Origin of the sequence: Xenorhabdus sp. KJ12.1 (genome assembly GCF_963876495.1) — a bacterium.
Classification (GTDB): Bacteria; Pseudomonadota; Gammaproteobacteria; order Enterobacterales; family Enterobacteriaceae; genus Xenorhabdus; species Xenorhabdus stockiae.
Genome location: NZ_CAWNQH010000035.1, coordinates 77397 through 93522, shown reverse-complemented (window position 1 = coordinate 93522; position 16126 = coordinate 77397). Strand labels below are relative to the sequence as shown.

The 16126-nt window shown below is 42.1% G+C and carries 12 protein-coding genes; 5 read left to right on the top strand and 7 right to left on the bottom strand.

Going from position 1 to position 16126, the window contains the following annotated elements; translation table 11 throughout:
* Window positions 1–10: 10 nt before the first annotated feature.
* Entirely contained in the window at window positions 11–916 is a 906-nt protein-coding gene (locus AACS92_RS04075) for a LysR substrate-binding domain-containing protein (RefSeq protein WP_099110067.1), read from the bottom strand.
* A 104-nt stretch (window positions 917–1020) separates the two neighbouring features.
* Here AACS92_RS04075 and AACS92_RS04070 point away from each other — a divergent pair, with 104 nt between their 5' ends.
* From AACS92_RS04070 to AACS92_RS04050, 5 genes are all read left to right on the top strand, one after another.
* Window positions 1021–2106 carry a tartrate dehydrogenase gene (locus AACS92_RS04070; protein ID WP_099110066.1) on the top strand — a complete coding sequence of 362 codons (1086 nt, stop codon included), beginning with the start codon at window positions 1021–1023 and terminating at the stop codon, window positions 2104–2106.
* 326 nt (window positions 2107–2432) lie between these two features.
* Window positions 2433–4046 carry a BCCT family transporter gene (locus AACS92_RS04065; RefSeq protein WP_099110065.1) on the top strand — a complete coding sequence of 538 codons (1614 nt, stop codon included), beginning with the start codon at window positions 2433–2435 and terminating at the stop codon, window positions 4044–4046.
* A gap of 42 nt (window positions 4047–4088) precedes the next feature.
* Window positions 4089–5210, top strand: a complete 1122-nt coding sequence (locus AACS92_RS04060; RefSeq protein WP_099110064.1) for an aromatic ring-hydroxylating oxygenase subunit alpha — start codon at window positions 4089–4091, stop codon at window positions 5208–5210.
* Window positions 5211–5220: 10 nt separating this feature from the next.
* Complete coding sequence (locus AACS92_RS04055; protein ID WP_099110063.1) at window positions 5221–6186, top strand: PDR/VanB family oxidoreductase; 966 nt, start codon at window positions 5221–5223, stop codon at window positions 6184–6186.
* A 236-nt stretch (window positions 6187–6422) separates the two neighbouring features.
* Window positions 6423–7871: a flavin-containing monooxygenase gene (locus AACS92_RS04050; protein ID WP_099110062.1), complete on the top strand. Its 1449-nt coding sequence runs from the start codon at window positions 6423–6425 to the stop codon at window positions 7869–7871.
* A gap of 30 nt (window positions 7872–7901) precedes the next feature.
* On the opposite strand, the gene AACS92_RS04045 is transcribed toward AACS92_RS04050, so the two are convergent.
* Genes AACS92_RS04045 through AACS92_RS04020 form a run of 6 tightly spaced genes read right to left on the bottom strand, consistent with a single transcriptional unit; the run spans window position 7902 to window position 16114 of the window.
* The gene (locus AACS92_RS04045; RefSeq protein ID WP_369800388.1) at window positions 7902–8486 is read right to left on the bottom strand and encodes a rhomboid family intramembrane serine protease; all 585 of its coding nucleotides are present in this window, start codon (window positions 8484–8486) and stop codon (window positions 7902–7904) included.
* Window positions 8487–8519: 33 nt separating this feature from the next.
* Window positions 8520–8912, bottom strand: coding sequence for a hypothetical protein (locus tag AACS92_RS04040; RefSeq protein WP_099110060.1), 393 nt, complete (start codon window positions 8910–8912; stop codon window positions 8520–8522).
* A gap of 9 nt (window positions 8913–8921) precedes the next feature.
* Complete coding sequence (locus AACS92_RS04035) at window positions 8922–9461, bottom strand: LemA family protein (protein WP_099110059.1); 540 nt, start codon at window positions 9459–9461, stop codon at window positions 8922–8924.
* A 2-nt stretch (window positions 9462–9463) separates the two neighbouring features.
* On the bottom strand, window positions 9464–10549 hold the full coding sequence (locus AACS92_RS04030; protein ID WP_099110058.1) for a hypothetical protein: 1086 nt from the start codon (window positions 10547–10549) through the stop codon (window positions 9464–9466).
* Between the two features lie 22 nt (window positions 10550–10571).
* Window positions 10572–11135: a LemA family protein gene (locus AACS92_RS04025; RefSeq protein WP_241537941.1), complete on the bottom strand. Its 564-nt coding sequence runs from the start codon at window positions 11133–11135 to the stop codon at window positions 10572–10574.
* A 23-nt stretch (window positions 11136–11158) separates the two neighbouring features.
* The gene (locus AACS92_RS04020) at window positions 11159–16114 is read right to left on the bottom strand and encodes a DNA repair ATPase (RefSeq protein WP_099110057.1); all 4956 of its coding nucleotides are present in this window, start codon (window positions 16112–16114) and stop codon (window positions 11159–11161) included.
* Window positions 16115–16126 lie beyond the last annotated feature (12 nt).

Here is a 16126-nt window from a genome sequence, read left to right as displayed (position 1 = left end):
AAGTATCACTCTATTCCAAATAATGCTCCTTAAAATAACGCTCTAAAAATTCAACTGTCACTCTGATACGGGCGGACATAGCCAAGCGTGTAACGTAAACCGCCCAAATATTCGCGGATTGGTAATATTCCGGCAGAATGTGTACCAAAGCGCCTGATTTAATACTCTCTCTGACATCCCAATATGATCGCAGGATAATACCGTGTCCATCCAGACACCACTGGTGAATGATCTCACCGTGATTGGATGACATTGGTCCAGTGACTTTTATTGATTGAACTCCTGTGCTGTTTTGTAGTTTCCAGATCCCGAACGGATGATCCCGCTCTTTGATCACCAGACAGGCATGAGAAGGGAGTTCATTAATTGATTTTGGCACTGAATGACGGGCAAGATAATCCGGTGATGCACAGAGGATCCGGCGGTTAGATGCCAGTTTGCGGGCAATAAGATTGTCATCAATCTCATCACCAATACGAATATCGAGATCAATCCCTTCGGTCGCCAGATCAACAAGACGATCTTCCACATCAAAACGAAGATCGAGCTGTGGATAAGTCTGGATCAATGCTGATAATGCCGGAGCAACGAACTTCCGGCCAAAGCCAAAACTACTGGTAATTCTGATCTTTCCCTGAGGTTCTTGCCGAAGTTCACAGAGCTCATCCATCATCTGGTTAACATCGTTCAGAATATGCTGCGCCCATTCATAAATCCGCTCACCATCTTCTGTGATGGATACCCGACGTGTGGTTCGGTGTAACAGACTGACATTCAATACATTCTCTAATATCGCAATGCGCTTACTGATAAAAGCGGGAGAGGCACCGATCTCTTCCGCAGCGGCGGCAAAACTGGCCCTTTTCGCCACTAAAAGAAAAACGCGTAGATCCTGTAAAAAGGGAAGATTATTCATAGATTGTAAATTATGTTTCTACATTTTTAGTATTGAATACAAATCAGTCAATTATAAGATATCCAGAAAGTCAATTCTGTACCCTGATAAATGAGATATACTCGATGAAAAAAACGTTTAAAATTGCAGCAATTCCGGGTGATGGAATTGGTCATGAAGTGCTTCCTGAAGGTATTCGGGTTTTGCAGGCGGTGGCTGAAAAATGGGATCTTCATTTATCGTTTGAATATTTTGAATGGGCCAGCTGCGATTATTATCTCAGGCACGGCAAAATGATGCCGGATGACTGGTTTAATCAATTAATGCAATTTGATGCCATTTATTTTGGCGCGGTAGGCTGGCCTGAAACTGTGCCTGATCATATATCACTTTGGGGATCATTACTTAAGTTTCGCCGTGATTTTCAGCAGTATGTTAATTTGCGTCCTGTACGTTTGTTACCGGGAGTGCCTTGCCCGTTAGCGAATAAGAAACCGGAAGATATCGATTTCTATGTCGTCCGAGAAAATACTGAAGGGGAATATTCTGCTATTGGGGGGCGTTTTAATGAAGGAACAGAGCATGAAGTGGTGATTCAGGAGTCGGTTTTTACCCGCCGTGGGGTTGATCGCATTCTGAAATATGCATTTGAATTAGCCCAGAGTCGTCCCCGTAAATTATTAACTTCTGCAACGAAATCCAATGGGTTATCGATAAGTATGCCTTACTGGGATGAGCGCGTTGAAGAGATGGCAAAACAGTACCCTGATATTAAATGGGATAAACAACATATTGATATTCTTTGTGCCCGCTTTGTGTTGAATCCAGAGCGGTTTGATGTTGTTGTCGCTTCCAATTTATTTGGCGATATTCTTTCCGATCTTGGGCCGGCATGTACCGGAACTATTGGAATTTCCCCTTCTGCTAATCTAAATCCGGAAAGGAATTTCCCTTCTTTGTTCGAACCTGTTCACGGCTCTGCACCGGATATTTATGGCAAAAATATTGCTAACCCGATTGCTATGATCTGGGCCGGAGCCATGATGTTACAGTTTTTAGGTGATGGAGATAAACGTTATCAGGATGCTCATGATGATATCTTAGCGGCGATTGAAGCGGTAATCGTGCAAGGCATTGTGACCCCGGATATGAAAGGAAAGGCATCAACACAGCAGGTGGGAGAAGCCATCGTTGGGAATTTGAATGCTTAAAATTATTCTTTTCTAAAAAAACATTATTTTCTAAAAACCATATTCTTTATTGAGGATATGGTTTTTTATTATCTGATTTCAGACTGATTCTGAACTAACATCACAAAACATTAATTACGATATGTGTTTTATCTATTTACTGTTTAGCTAATTGTTTAAATAGTGTAGCGACACTATATTTTTATTGTTAACAAAAAGAAGCGATAAGTTTTGTTCTTACTTAGTTGCACGTTTTCCTTTTGTCCTGTCCATAACAACGATAACAGGCAATTTTGTGTATTCCATAAAAAATAAGGAGATATACAAAATGGTAAAGCGGAGGTTTTATGCTGAGCAACCCAAAGAAAGATATTCCGTTAATTGTCATCAGTCTGGTCTGTATTATTGTGATAGCAATAACACTCGGTGCATTTCCTGAAAAAACAAGTGTTATTGCTAATGCAATTTTTAATGGTCTGACTCGTTTGCTTGGGTCAACCATTCAGATTTTAGTGCTTGTCGCTTTGATGTTTGTCCTTTATCTGGCTCTGAGTAAATACGGCAATATTCGTCTTGGCGAAGGGAAGCCCAAATATGCCACAGCACCGTGGTTATGCATGTTTATTTGTGCGGGGCTTGGTTCATCGACGTTATATTGGGGGGTGATGGAGTGGGCTTATTATTATAAAACCCCCGGTCTGAATATTGCTCCTCACACTCCTAAGGCTCTGGAATACAGTATCAGTTACTCTTTTTTTCATTGGGGAGTCAGTGCCTGGGCTACTTATGCTTTGGCTTCATTGGTCATGGCTTACCATTTTCATGTCAGAAAAAATAAAGGTCTGAGCCTGTCAGGGATCATTTCTGCCATTATCAAAATCAATCCTCAGGGTTTTTGGGGGCGTTTGGTTGATATGACATTCTTAATTGCGACGGTAGGCGCATTAACGATTTCGTTAGTGGTGACTGCATCGACATTAAGTGGTGGGCTTTCAGTGTTAACCGGCATACCGAACAATTTTATGGTTCAGGCCGGAATCACATTATTAGCCGCATTAATTTTCAGCTTAAGTTCTTATATTGGCATTGATAATGGTATGCGGCGATTAAGCCAGATGGTGGGTTGGGGTGCATTGGGGTTTGCGTTTCTGGTTCTGATGGCAGGGCCGACAGAATTTATCATTAATAATATTATTCATACCATTGGTCTGACGACGCAGAACTTCCTACAAATGAGCTTGTTTACCGATCCAATGGGGGATGGCCAATTTACCCGTAGCTGGACTGTTTTCTATTGGCTGTGGTGGATTTCATATACTCCCGGTGTTGCGATGTTTGTGACGAGGGTCTCTCACGGGCGAAAAATTAAGGAAGTGATTTGGGCATTGTTATTAGGCAGTACGTTTGGCTGTTGGTTTTTCTTTGGTGTTCTGGAAAGTTATGCTATGCACCAATTTATTACCGGAACCATTAATGTCCCTGAAATATTAAATACGTTAGGTGGTGAAACCGCGGTTCATCAACTATTGAATGCGTTGCCATTCGGCCAGTTTTTCCTTATTGCCTATCTTTGCATTATGATTATTTTTCTGGCCTCACATATGGATGCAGTGGCCTATACGATGGCAGCAACCAGTACCCGTAATTTAAGTGAAGGTCAGGACCCCAGCCGGAATTTACGTCTTTTCTGGTGTGTGGTGATTACACTCATTCCCCTTTCGATTTTGTTTACACAAGCTTCTCTGGAAACAATGAAAACAACGGTAGTGCTGACAGCACTCCCCTTTCTGGTGATCCTATTATTTAAGGTCTATGGTTTTATTCGCTGGATAAAACAAGATTACGCACATATTCCTGCCCATCTTATTGATACTTCTGAACAGCAGGAGAATGTTGTTATTCCGGTGCCGATAAAAGTAAAAAATACTAACAATACCTTCATCCACGACAGCAATAACTAACAAAACAGTCAATGAACGTCATAAGAAGATTAAGGAATTGATATGAGCATCCAACATCCTGATTTCACATTGCCAAGAGATTTTTGTGCAAACCCGACTGAAGCTTATACCATGCCAGCCCGTTTCTATACTTCTCAGAGTGTATTTGATTATGAGAAAGAAGCGATTTTCGCTAAGAGTTGGATCTGTGTTGCACACATCAGCGAGTTGGCTAACCCGAATGATTACATTACGCGCGAAATTATTGGTGAAAACATTGTCATCGTGCGTGGGCGTGACAAAGTATTACGGGCATTTTTTAACGTTTGTCCTCATCGTGGACACCAGTTATTAAAAGGGGAAGGTAAGGCAAAAAATGTGATCACCTGCCCTTATCACGCGTGGGCCTTTAAACTTGATGGCACCTTAGCACACGCGCGTAATTGCGAAAATGTGGCCAATTTTGATAAAGAATTAGCGACTCTGACTCCTGTTAAACTGGAGGAATACGCTGGTTTTGTCTTTATTAATATGGATGTGAATGCCGGTACAGTTGAACAACAGTTGCCGGGATTAGGAGCCAAAGTATTGGAAGCCTGCCCTGAAGTTTACGATTTAAAACTGGCTGCCCGTTTCACGACATCAACTCCTGCTAACTGGAAAAGTATTGTTGATAACTATCTGGAATGTTATCACTGTGCTCCGGCCCATCCGGGTTTTTCTACTTCTGTTCAGGTTGATCGCTACTGGCATACTATGCGTGATAACTGGTCATTGCAATTTGGTTATGCTGTTCCCTCAGAGCAATCTTTCAAATTTGAAGGTGAATCTTCATTCCATGGTTTTTGGTTATGGCCTTGTACTATGTACAACGTTACGCCCATTAAAGGCATGATGACGGTTATTTATGAATTTCCGGTTGATGCGGAAACAACGCTACAACACTACGATATTTACTTTACCAATGAGGACCTGACGCAGGAGCAAAACGATTTGATCGAATGGTATCGCGATGTTTTTCGCCCGGAAGATCTTCGTTTGGTTGAAAGCGTACAAAAAGGGCTGAAATCCCGTGGCTATCGTGGTCAGGGGCGCATCATGGCAGATAGCACAGGAAGTGGGATGAGTGAGCATGGTATCGCTTATTTCCATAATCTTATTGCGCAAATCTACCATGAAGAATGAGGTGTAGTTTATGGCTAGTTATCAAATGGTTGGTGTCATTGTCAGTGATATTGAAACAATAACGCCAACCATTAAGCGTTTCACGTTAATACCTGATCAAAATACGCATTTACCTTCGTTTACTGCTGGCAGTCATATTTTTGTGCAAATGCAGGATGGTAGCAGTAATTATAGTAATGCCTATTCGTTGCTCAATTCTCCTTTTGATGAACAACGTTATCAAATTGCAATTAAGCGGGAAGCGCGTTCACGCGGTGGTTCGGCATTTATGCATGAAAAAGTCACTATTGGGGATAAACTCTTTGTTTCTGAGCCTAATAATTTATTCTCAATCGTGCCTGAAGCCAAAAAACATATCTTAATTGCGGGTGGAATCGGGATCACGCCATTTATGTCTCACCTGCATCAGCTGGAACAGCAAAATGCAGATTATGAACTTCATTATTGTTACCGGAATGCCAATGAAAACGCATTCTGGCAGGAATTAATGACATCAGAATTTAAAGATAAAGTTGTTTGCCATGTTTCATCTGAAGGTTCCCGTATTGAGCTGGAGACTTTCATCGCTAAATTGCCTGAAGGAAGCCACATTTATACATGCGGTTCAAATTCATTGAGTGAAGGTGTAAAACAAGCGGCACAAAAAGCCGGATTTCCCCAATATCAGTTACATTTTGAGCAGTTTGCGGTTGAAGATAAAACCGGGGATGCTTTTACCCTTGTGCTTGCCAGATCAGGAATTGAACTGGAGGTCGATAGTGAATCGACAATTCTGCAAGTTATTGAAAGAAATAACGCCGCAGTGGTTGAAAGTTTATGCCGAGAAGGGATCTGCGGAACTTGTGAAACGGCGATTTTAGAAGGTGAGGCTGATCATCGTGATCACTATTTTAGTGATGAAGAAAGAGAGAGCCAGACATCTTTGCTGATTTGCTGTTCCAGAGCGAAAGGTAAACGGCTAGTGATTGATTTATAATGAAAGTCTTTCCTAGGGCTACGCGGAATATTCAGTAGCTCTATATTCCACATTGTTGCTGACCGCGCTGGCTTATTTTTATCACCATCATTGCTGTACAAATTCTATCCCTCCCCCGGCCTCGATTAATGTTAGTCCCCCCTCATAAATACAAATGGTTGTTTTATTGAATAAAAAATAACATGTTGCGATGGTGGGAAAATGTCCTCGTCAGAAAATACCTTATAGGGGGGAATATGAATAATCATTACGATGTTTTGATTATGGGGGCTGGTGTTTCTGGTATCGGTATGGCATGCCATCTGGCCAGAGAATGCCCTGATAAGAAAGTGTGGATATTAGAGCGTCGTCGTGCAATTGGTGGAACATGGGATTTATTCCGTTATCCGGGTATTCGTACTGATTCGGATATGATGAGTTATGGCTATAAATTTAGTCCCTGGACAGAAACCAGTATTTTTGCTGATGGGCCTTCAATCAAACGTTATCTCCGTTCAGCGATGGAGGAGTATAAAATTGATAAAAAAATTCAGTTTGGAATAAAAATAATCCTCATTAATTGGTCAAATAAAAGCCGTCAATGGGAGATTACAGCAATTGATGAGGCCAGCGGTGAAACCCGGCAGTTTACCTGCAATTTTCTGATTGGTGCGACAGGTTACTTTAACCATGATGAGCCTCATTCCCCCAAACTTCCCGGACTTGAAGATTTCAAGGGCCCGGTGGTTCATCCGCAACATTGGCCTGAGACTTTAGATTACAAACGGAAACGGGTTGTTGTGATTGGAAGTGGTGCGACAGCGGTAACTTTATTGCCGGCAATGGCTAATGATACAGAGCATATTACTATGCTACAGCGTTCTCCCAGTTATATTTTTTCAATACCGGGCAGGGATAAATTCGCTGAATTTTTTAAAGGCATTATTCCTCAACGTTGGATTTACGCCCTGAGCAGAGAGCGTAATATATTATTTTTCAGTTACCTGTATAAGATAAGCCGATATTTTCCCAATATGTTGAGAGCATTTTTGCTGGGACTAGCCCAAAGGAAAGTTGGCCCTGATTTTGACATGAAAAATCTTACGCCTGAGTACATGCCGTGGGATGAACGATTGTGTTTTGTGCCCGACAGTAATTTTTTTAAGATAATAAGAGAAGGAAAAGCATCGATTGTTACTGATCATATTAAGCATATTACTGAGAATGGCATTTTGTTGCAGTCTGGTAAGGAGTTACCGGCAGATATCATCGTAACAGCGACAGGTTTACAATTACAGCTTATGGGGGGGATTGGGCTTTCCATTGATGGGCAACCGATAGATCCTAGTAACATTATGTTTTATAAGGGAACATTGATTAGGGATATTCCTAATTTTGCTTACCTGTTTGGGTACATTAATAATGCCTGGACATTAAAAATTGATCTTTCAGCGGATTATATATGTCGTCTGTTCCATGAAATGGATCGTCGTCAGGCTATGGTTGTGACTCCACATGCGCAGCCGGATGAGATTGTGGTGGATGAGAATATTTTCGGGGCGCTGAAATCCAGTTATGTAAAACGAAGCGGTGATGCTCTTCCCCGTCAGGGACGCAGCGAAAACTGGCGTGTGTCACATGATTATCAAAAAGATAAACAGGTTTTACGTCAACCAGTAGATGATCCGGCTTTGGAGTGGACATAATTATCAACAGTCCGTTATCGTAACGGACTGTCATCTGCGGGTAATCAGGTTATCTTTGTGCTTTTTAATAAACTGTTTTTTCGAAAGCCAGGAGAAGGCGATCCCGGATATAGCACCAAAAAAATGACTTTCTGTTGAAACGTAGGCATGCCATGGGAACAGATTAATTGCGATTCCGCCATAGTAGATAAAGACAACAATCGCGAAAAAGAAATCTTTGGCTCGTTTGAGAAAAAAGGCGTTAGCCAGTAATAAACCCCACAGACCAAAAATCCAGCCGCTGGCACCAACATGAATGGCACTACGCCCGAATAGCCAGACTAACATTCCTTCCGTAAAAATAATGAACAGACTGGCCAGAATGTAATATCGGATGGAGTGAGCCATCAGTAATGCACTCAGGATTAATAAAGCAGGCAGGTTACTGAACAGATGTGACCAGCTACCATGCAGAAGCGGAGACAGAGGAATGCCAATCAACCCCTGAATATATCGGGGGATAATACCAAAATTACTTAATGCTCCATCGGTTAAGGTATTAAGTAATTGGAGGAGGATAAGCAGTGAGGTTAGCCCTGTCAGGATATAAAGACGTTGTTTAAACCATATAGCCATCATCATCTCCTCCTGTTTAAGATATCGATTCTACTACTTTTTTCGCCGTTTTTTTCTGGGTTTCTTGCCAGTTATTTTGGGGTTATCAATAGGAGAAAAGCTATTTATATAATTTGCTAACTCCTGATAATTAAAAGCAATAAATAAAAAACAGCTTAGAAAAATGACTGTACTGACAAAAAACAGGTGTACACCACCTATCCCTAAAAATAAAAGTATACTTAATATACCAAGGTTAGGGAAAACTCCCAAAGCAATTGTACCCGCAGCAATATTAGATAAGACTCTTAAAATAGGGATTCTTTTCAAAATACCTAAAAAAAATAAAGGAATAATCATGCCAAAGGTAGAAATAAAAATGATAAATACTGGTCCTTGCACAATACTATCGGCAAATCCAAACAGATTGAAAGGGATGGTCAGCATGGAATATCCTCACTCGCCGATTGTATGGGAATTAAGCATGGTGCGTGGTTTATAACCCAGAATTTTAGCGAATATCAAGTTGGGTAATGTTTGTATTCCGGTATTATACAAAGCTACACTTTCATTGAAAAACTCACGGCGATCAGCGATTTTTGCTTCCAGCAAAGTTATACGTTTTTGTAATTTATTCAGATTATTTATTGTCTGCAATTCAGGATAACTTTCTGTCACTGACATAATCTGTTTTAAGTAATCAGTGAGTTGATTATTAATAACTATTTTTTGTTCGACTTGATGATGATTTAAATAGAGTTCTCGTGATTGAGTTAGTTTTAGTAGCAGAGATTTCTGATGTAACATGACTTTTTCAACAATATTCACCAATTTTGGTATTTCGTTTGCCCTTTGCTGTAAAAGTACATCAATATTGGCAAATGCTTTTTCGGTATAGTTTTTTAATGCAACCACTTTATTGTAGGTATCCATCAGATAGTAAAACAAAAGAACTGACATGATAATAATGATAAAAGCTGAAATTAGAGCATTCATTATTAAAATAACCAGCTGAATAAAGGCGATTTATTAAACATAATCGTTAGTTTTTGTTCGTGATACTCATAAGGGATAGTTAAAATAACCGCAATTAAAAATACTGCGGCCAAACTGAAAACCAGAGCCGATCTGACCAATAGACGATGTTTATTCCAGTGTGTCACAGATTCAACACGTGAGGCTGCCAATATGTTATTTTCGATATCTTTTTGAATAACGATTTGGTTGCCTTTTCCGGGGATATTTTTTTCGGTTGCAGCACCAATCAGCATGATCATGTCATGATTGAATATTGCCCGTTCAACATAGCGAACCTTGTTTTTCTCATATTTTAGGGTAGGTGGCAGAGAGACTAATGATAAATCATGTGTAATAACAGCGACTGAACCTGTTTCATCCTGAATATTGAAAGGTGCACAATAAGTTTTATCAGCAATGGTTTTATAATATGTTTTTCCTTCGGAGTCCTTAGTTTCTTTATACTCCGTATAGAGGTAAGCAATACATTTCTTTTTGCTCAGTGGTGCGGTAACTAACCGCTGTTTTTCTGCGATTGCTCTCCCTTGTACTTCAACTAACCCCATTGCCATTGAACCTATCTTGGATGTGGGGAGTATTTGTTGCAGTTTGAAAAACTGCTTCTTAGGTGTTTTTTCTCGCCAAACTAAAATTAAGGCAGTGGCAAAAAATATGGCAAACAATCCGAAGGTGATGAGATTATCTAAGAAATTCATTGCGTAAATCATACCAATAGCTACAGCAGTTAATATTAATTGAATGATCGTTTTTAAGACCGTTGTTTTACCTTGTCTTATATCATTTTTCAGGCTGATAATATTGCTTATAAATTCTCCAGCCGGGACGGAAAATGATGCAAGAAAAGGGAGTGCAAAGAAAAAAGAAAGTACATACAATATATTATCTTTATCAAGATAAGTTACGATACAGGCTAAAAAACTGCTGACGACGATTGTTATTGCCATCCATTTTAGCGTAATTCGAAAGTTAAAATTTGATGATAATACGTGTAAAGTAGTACCACTCAATATGGCACTAAAAACGAGTGCCATGATAATCGTAGTCATCCATTACCTGCTTTTATTTTGTTTAATCGAATTTAATTCCATTGTATTTTATTTCTTCCGCGGAAATTTCCAGCAGAGGCATAGATTGGTATTGCAGGGCTTTTGCCATGATAAGAGCAGGAAAAACCTGAATGCCAATATTGTAGGTTGTCACAGCATCATTAAACGTTTCACGGCGGTGGACGATTTTATCTTCAACGTCGCTGACGGTTTTCTGAAGTTTGATAAAACTTTTACCGGAGATTAATGTGGGGTAGTTTTCTGAAATCGCAAACACCGTTTTTAGGGCGTTAGTCATTTGGTTGGAAGCATCGATTTTTTCAGGTAGTGAATTTGCAGTTAAATAATTCTGTCGGGCATGACTGAGGGCAGTAAAAATTTCATTTTCATGCTGCATGGCTTTATTAACTATCGAAACTAACGCAGGGATCTGGTCGGCACGCTGTTTCAGGATAACGTCTATATTGGCAAAAGCGTTATCTACATTGTTACGCAGTAGAACCAAACGGTTATACAGTGAGATCCCTGCACTTATTAGCCCTGTCATCAGGAGGAAAATCACGATAACAGCAATTAATTTTTCCACATTATTTCCTTTATAAATTCTTTTTAGTTATGCCCTAATGCCTGAACACTCTCAACCAAATCAGCAAGCTGAGCTACAACCCGATCGCCTACATCAGCGTTATCGCCACCCAATGCTTTATTGCGCATAAAATCACGCTTTATCTGCTGCCAGCGCAGTTCTTCTTCTGGTGTCAGGGTGCCACGAAGTTCGGCCAGTTTAAGTAAGTTTTCTTCTGCTCCACTGGTCAGTAGTTGTGCTTCTCCCAGATAGTGATCATCCAGAATGCGCTGTATTTCAGCTTCATTCATGACCGCAGAAACTTTTTCACTGAGTTTATTCATATTGCGGTAACTGCCCTGTAGTTTGAACGGTGGTTCTGTCCGGTATTTGTCTGACTGGGCGGCACTGGCAATATATTGCTGGTTAACTTTGAAAACGACACTTCTCATGATTAACAGCCGTTCAAGGATTGCGACAATTTCAGTAATTTCAGCATCACTATATGGGTAACTTAAGGCATTGCCGGAGAAGGACTTGCCCATTGCTTTATCGATAAACAGGTAAAGATCGTTCATATCGCGTAATGCCAGCGGAGCCAATACCGGATTTGAAGTCAGGCTGTTTTCGATATAGCTCAGCGTGAAGGCTTCTTCCATACCTCCCAGTACTTCACCGAGGTTATAAATATCGGCACGGTTTGCCAGCATATCAGGGATTTTGAATAGCTCACCGGATTCGGTATAGGGGTTACCGGACATAACGACGCAGAATTTTTTACCGCGCATATCGTAAGTTTTGGTTTTACCTTTCCAGACACCTTCTATACGCCGCGTTCCGTCACACAAGGAAATAAATTTTTGCAGAAATTCAGGATTGGTATGCTGAATATCATCAATATACAGCATCACGTTATTGCCCATTTCCAGTGCCAGATTCAGCTTTTCCAGTTCCTGACGAGCTGTAGCATTCGGTGCCTGAGCCGGATCGAGTGATAGTACATCATGCCCTAATGCCGGAGCGTTAATCTTCATGAAGATCAGGCCAAGACGGTTAGCGATGTATTCCATTAGGGTGGTTTTACCGTAGCCCGGTGGGGAGATCATCAACAACATTCCCATCAGATCTGTTCTTTTACCTTCTCCGACAGCTCCAATTTGTTTAGCAAGATTATCGCCGATTAATGGCAGATAAACATCGTTGATCAGTTTATTGCGGACAAATGAACTCAGTGGTCGGGCCTTGAATTCATGCAGCTTTAGGGATTGGCGCTGCTGATTCAGGACACCCTGACGTAATTCCTGATAATGATGATAAGCGGGGATAAATACCTTGCGCTGTTTTCTCATGCGGCCGAAATAGTCATCAAGGCTGAGCGTCAGCGTCTGGTTAATGATGGAAGGATGTTCGCCAATTAAATTGGTGACAGTAAAGTGCAGATCGACTTCACTGAAGCGCACGTTAAGTGATTTATCCAGTACGGTCAGGGCGACAGCTTCCGAAATATAATCTTTTAGTGGTGCAAACTCAGCTAAGGAGCAAAGCCCGTTCAGCCAGTTCTCCACCAGCGTCCAGCGTTGAGCAAAGCGCTGGCCGAGATTCTGCTGTGAGTGAATGAAATCACCCCACATATGCGCTTTTTCCAGCGCAGATTGCAGGCCTTCCAGCAAGGTTCGGGCATATTTACTGAAAGTAAATTCTACTGTCATGCGACTCAGCGCCAGACACAGATATTCAGCGGCTTGTGTTTGTTGATAGGGTTCACACCTGATTGGATGGCGTTCAAGGAACAGGCTTATTTCTGCTTCTATTTCGGCTTCCAGATCCCGTAAACCGGCATCATTACGGAACAGTTGATAAATATTGGTGCAGGTGCGAGCGCGTTCCGGCCACAAAGATGGCTGTTTTTCTTGCTGAACTTGCTCCCAGAACAGAACAGCAATCGCTCTGGCATGGGGATTGAAACGAAGAAGATCGGCACTTTCCCCTACAGGAATGAGTTTGCGCAGAATGGCGATGGCATCATGATCATGAATCCCTTTTTCATACCCTTCTTTATAACGGGGAGCGGCAAAATCACGTACGGTTTTTTCCAGCATATCCGGCTGGCTAATCAGGGATTTTAGCCCATCCAGTGTTAATCCGGCCTGCTCTTTGCTGGCTGCGTAGATAAGTGAATAAGCAAGGTATTCTGCCCGATAGACTGAGGGGGATTCAGATTCAAGGGAAATCGCCCAGTAGGGTTTCAACGATTCAAGTTCCGGGCTGTTTATCGGCTCCTGATAATCTGTACCGGTTAAATGCAGATATAATTTGTCGCCTCGTGGCAGGATGGTCAGATCCAGTTCCTGTGTATTAACACTGAAACGGTGACGAGGCCCAAGTTTGATAATATTGCCGCCATCTTCGTAGATATCCTTTTTATCCCGCAGGCTGCGGATCGCCTGATCGTGTGCGGCCCTGAATTTGGCATCAATATCATCCGCTTTAACACTGTCTTTCAGATCACGCAGACGCCCGATAATTTCACGGGCTTTCAGCGACAGAGTATCAGCAGCAAAGAAGGCGTTCAGTTCATCAAGAGAAGAAAATTTGGCTGTTCTGCGATTGATGCTGTCCAGTAAGCGTTCTGCTGCAACCTGTAAATTCTGAGCTTTGCGCTGGCGCTCATCCAGCAGTGATTGTTTGTGCGTTTCAAATGTTTCCAGCAACTCTTCGCGTTTATCCAGAATGTCATTCAGGAATTCATCGTGGTCACTGAACTGGCTTTCAAGTTCTTCCAGCTGAACTAACAGGCGTGAGAGTTGTTCTTCACAACGTTCGGGGTCAGTGGAAAGTGTCAGGGCGTTGGTGATCCCCTGACTGAACAATTTAAATTGAGCACTAAATTGTGCGACGGATTCAACAGCGCCTTTTTCTTTGCGGCGCTGTTGCAGTCTGGCTTTGGCCTGATTCAGCAGGGCGTAAATTTCAGAGATGGATTCAATAATATGCGTTTGCTGGGTTGTATCTTCAAATTTCAGTGAAGCCATCAGGTTTGACAGTATATCCAGATCGGCTGACATTTTCTCCATGCCCGCCAATGGTTCTGTCAATTGGGCGCTGTTAGCCGCTTCTTGTATTTGCTTATCCAGTATTTGTAACTGTTGATTGAAAGGCTGTAATGCTTTGTTGCTGGCGAGGAAATCTGCGGTTGCCAGTGAAATACGTTGTTGACTGTCAGCCAGTTGTGCTTCCATTTCATCAAGGCGGACGAGGTCAATATAACGGTGGTCACGCAGGGTAATTAAGTGACCACGCTGGATACTCAGGTTGTTTAAGGCATCAATATATTGCTGAGTTTCAGTCCAGCTTTCCGGCAGCATGGCAATCATCAGCTCTTTTTGATGCGATGTGGCCTCATTCATCGCCCGGACGGATTGACGACGAATACTTTCGACTTTTTCGTATTCATCCAATACGCGTTCGCCGGTATTGGCGATCTCTTTGAGAAGTGCTGCAATATGCAGGCTCTGTTCGTCACTTAGCCAATAGTAGATATCCACCAGACGGCGGGTATCCTGACAAAGTTTTTCATAAAGCTGAGAAGAGATCTGCTGTTGTTCAATTTCCTTAGCTATATGGTAAAGATCGGAAATTCCCCGCACCAGTTCAGCATTGCCGATACGTCCCAGAAAGCTGTTTTTTGCCGGTTGGCGGGCGGCATATTCATCAGAATAGAAAGGGGTTTGCCAGATTTGCATCGGATGGATGCGTGTTGGCTCATCTGACTGGCCTTCGAACAGTACCATCTGGCCATCTTCCAGCATGGCATAACCGTGCCCGAACAGCGGGTTTTGTAGCTTACGTTCGATCAGGTTGTAATTGAACAGTGCCAGCCGACCGAGTTTTGGCTCATAGAAGATATACATAACATCTTCGCCATTCGGGGAGCGGCGAACCCGCCTGAAACGCATTCCGTCCATGGGCTGATCAAAGGTTTTGTACTCGCCGTTTTGCAGATAGTAGCCACCGGGGAAAATAATACCGTGATCTTCCGGTAGCTGAATACAAGCTAATCCAATGGCATCAATGCGTTGTACCGTCTGAGTCAGCGTGTTGTAAACCAGATAACGCCATGTATCCTCGCGATAAGGCAGAATTTTCAGCAAGACCAGACTGCCTGTCTGAGCATATTCGATCTGCGCATCATCCAGTGATTGGGTTTTATCCAACACCGCTTCCCGATAAATACCCAACCCATCTTCGGTATTGTTTTCACATTTGATGGTCAGATCGCCACCAATCGTTTCCACAAATACCGTATCGAGAATGTTCATATGTGGATAGCGACCATGAACGGTATTTTCCCGTGTTGTTCGCTGCCATTCAAAATCATAGGCCGGAGGCAGGGCAATATCACGTTCACCGCGATTATCGATGTACCTGATTTCGGTTTTATCGCTGGAGATTGCCCAGCGGAATACGCGGATATCGGTGATACGCTCACCAATCTGGAAACTGGCAAGGAGTTTGCCATCCCGCTCAACCAGTTCCAGTAATTGGGTGTTTTTATAGTAGGTATAGAGTTCGTGGAAATCCTGCACAAAGCTGGTGATGTTAAGAAACGTGCCCGATAACGGGACGGATTCAACATCATATTCATCATTTTCTTTTTTTAGTTTGTACAGGGAGAAAACATCTTCGACCCGCGTTTCTTTTTTCAAGCCAAGGAAAACATTGTAGCCAAACAGTAGCCAGTCACCGACGCGGACAATATCCCTAGCAACGCAGTTATTTTCTGTGCGGATACGGATACGACCAATAATATCTGTCTGATTTTTGCCAAATTCTTCCAGACGGCGGCTATTCAGCAGGCTGACTTTTTCGTGTAGCTGCTGGCCTTGTTCAGACAGACGATTGCGTAAGATATCATAGGCTCCACCTTCAGCGACGGCGTTATCCAACAATTCCTGTTCGCGGGTGTTTACTTGATTATCATTCAGTTGGCTATCTGACATGGCGTAAGTGTT

What these genes read in the sequence shown, in the direction of transcription:
- AACS92_RS04075 (WP_099110067.1), bottom strand. Translation starts at nt 916, where the DNA reads ATGAATAATCTTCCCTTTTTACAGGATCTACGCGTTTTTCTTTTAGTG.
- AACS92_RS04070 (WP_099110066.1), top strand. Translation starts at nt 1,021, where the DNA reads ATGAAAAAAACGTTTAAAATTGCAGCAATTCCGGGTGATGGAATTGGT.
- AACS92_RS04065 (WP_099110065.1), top strand. Translation starts at nt 2,433, where the DNA reads ATGCTGAGCAACCCAAAGAAAGATATTCCGTTAATTGTCATCAGTCTG.
- AACS92_RS04060 (WP_099110064.1), top strand. Translation starts at nt 4,089, where the DNA reads ATGAGCATCCAACATCCTGATTTCACATTGCCAAGAGATTTTTGTGCA.
- AACS92_RS04055 (WP_099110063.1), top strand. Translation starts at nt 5,221, where the DNA reads ATGGCTAGTTATCAAATGGTTGGTGTCATTGTCAGTGATATTGAAACA.
- AACS92_RS04050 (WP_099110062.1), top strand. Translation starts at nt 6,423, where the DNA reads ATGAATAATCATTACGATGTTTTGATTATGGGGGCTGGTGTTTCTGGT.
- AACS92_RS04045 (WP_369800388.1), bottom strand. Translation starts at nt 8,486, where the DNA reads ATGGCTATATGGTTTAAACAACGTCTTTATATCCTGACAGGGCTAACC.
- AACS92_RS04040 (WP_099110060.1), bottom strand. Translation starts at nt 8,912, where the DNA reads ATGCTGACCATCCCTTTCAATCTGTTTGGATTTGCCGATAGTATTGTG.
- AACS92_RS04035 (WP_099110059.1), bottom strand. Translation starts at nt 9,461, where the DNA reads ATGAATGCTCTAATTTCAGCTTTTATCATTATTATCATGTCAGTTCTT.
- AACS92_RS04030 (WP_099110058.1), bottom strand. Translation starts at nt 10,549, where the DNA reads ATGACTACGATTATCATGGCACTCGTTTTTAGTGCCATATTGAGTGGT.
- AACS92_RS04020 (WP_099110057.1), bottom strand. Translation starts at nt 16,114, where the DNA reads ATGTCAGATAGCCAACTGAATGATAATCAAGTAAACACCCGCGAACAG.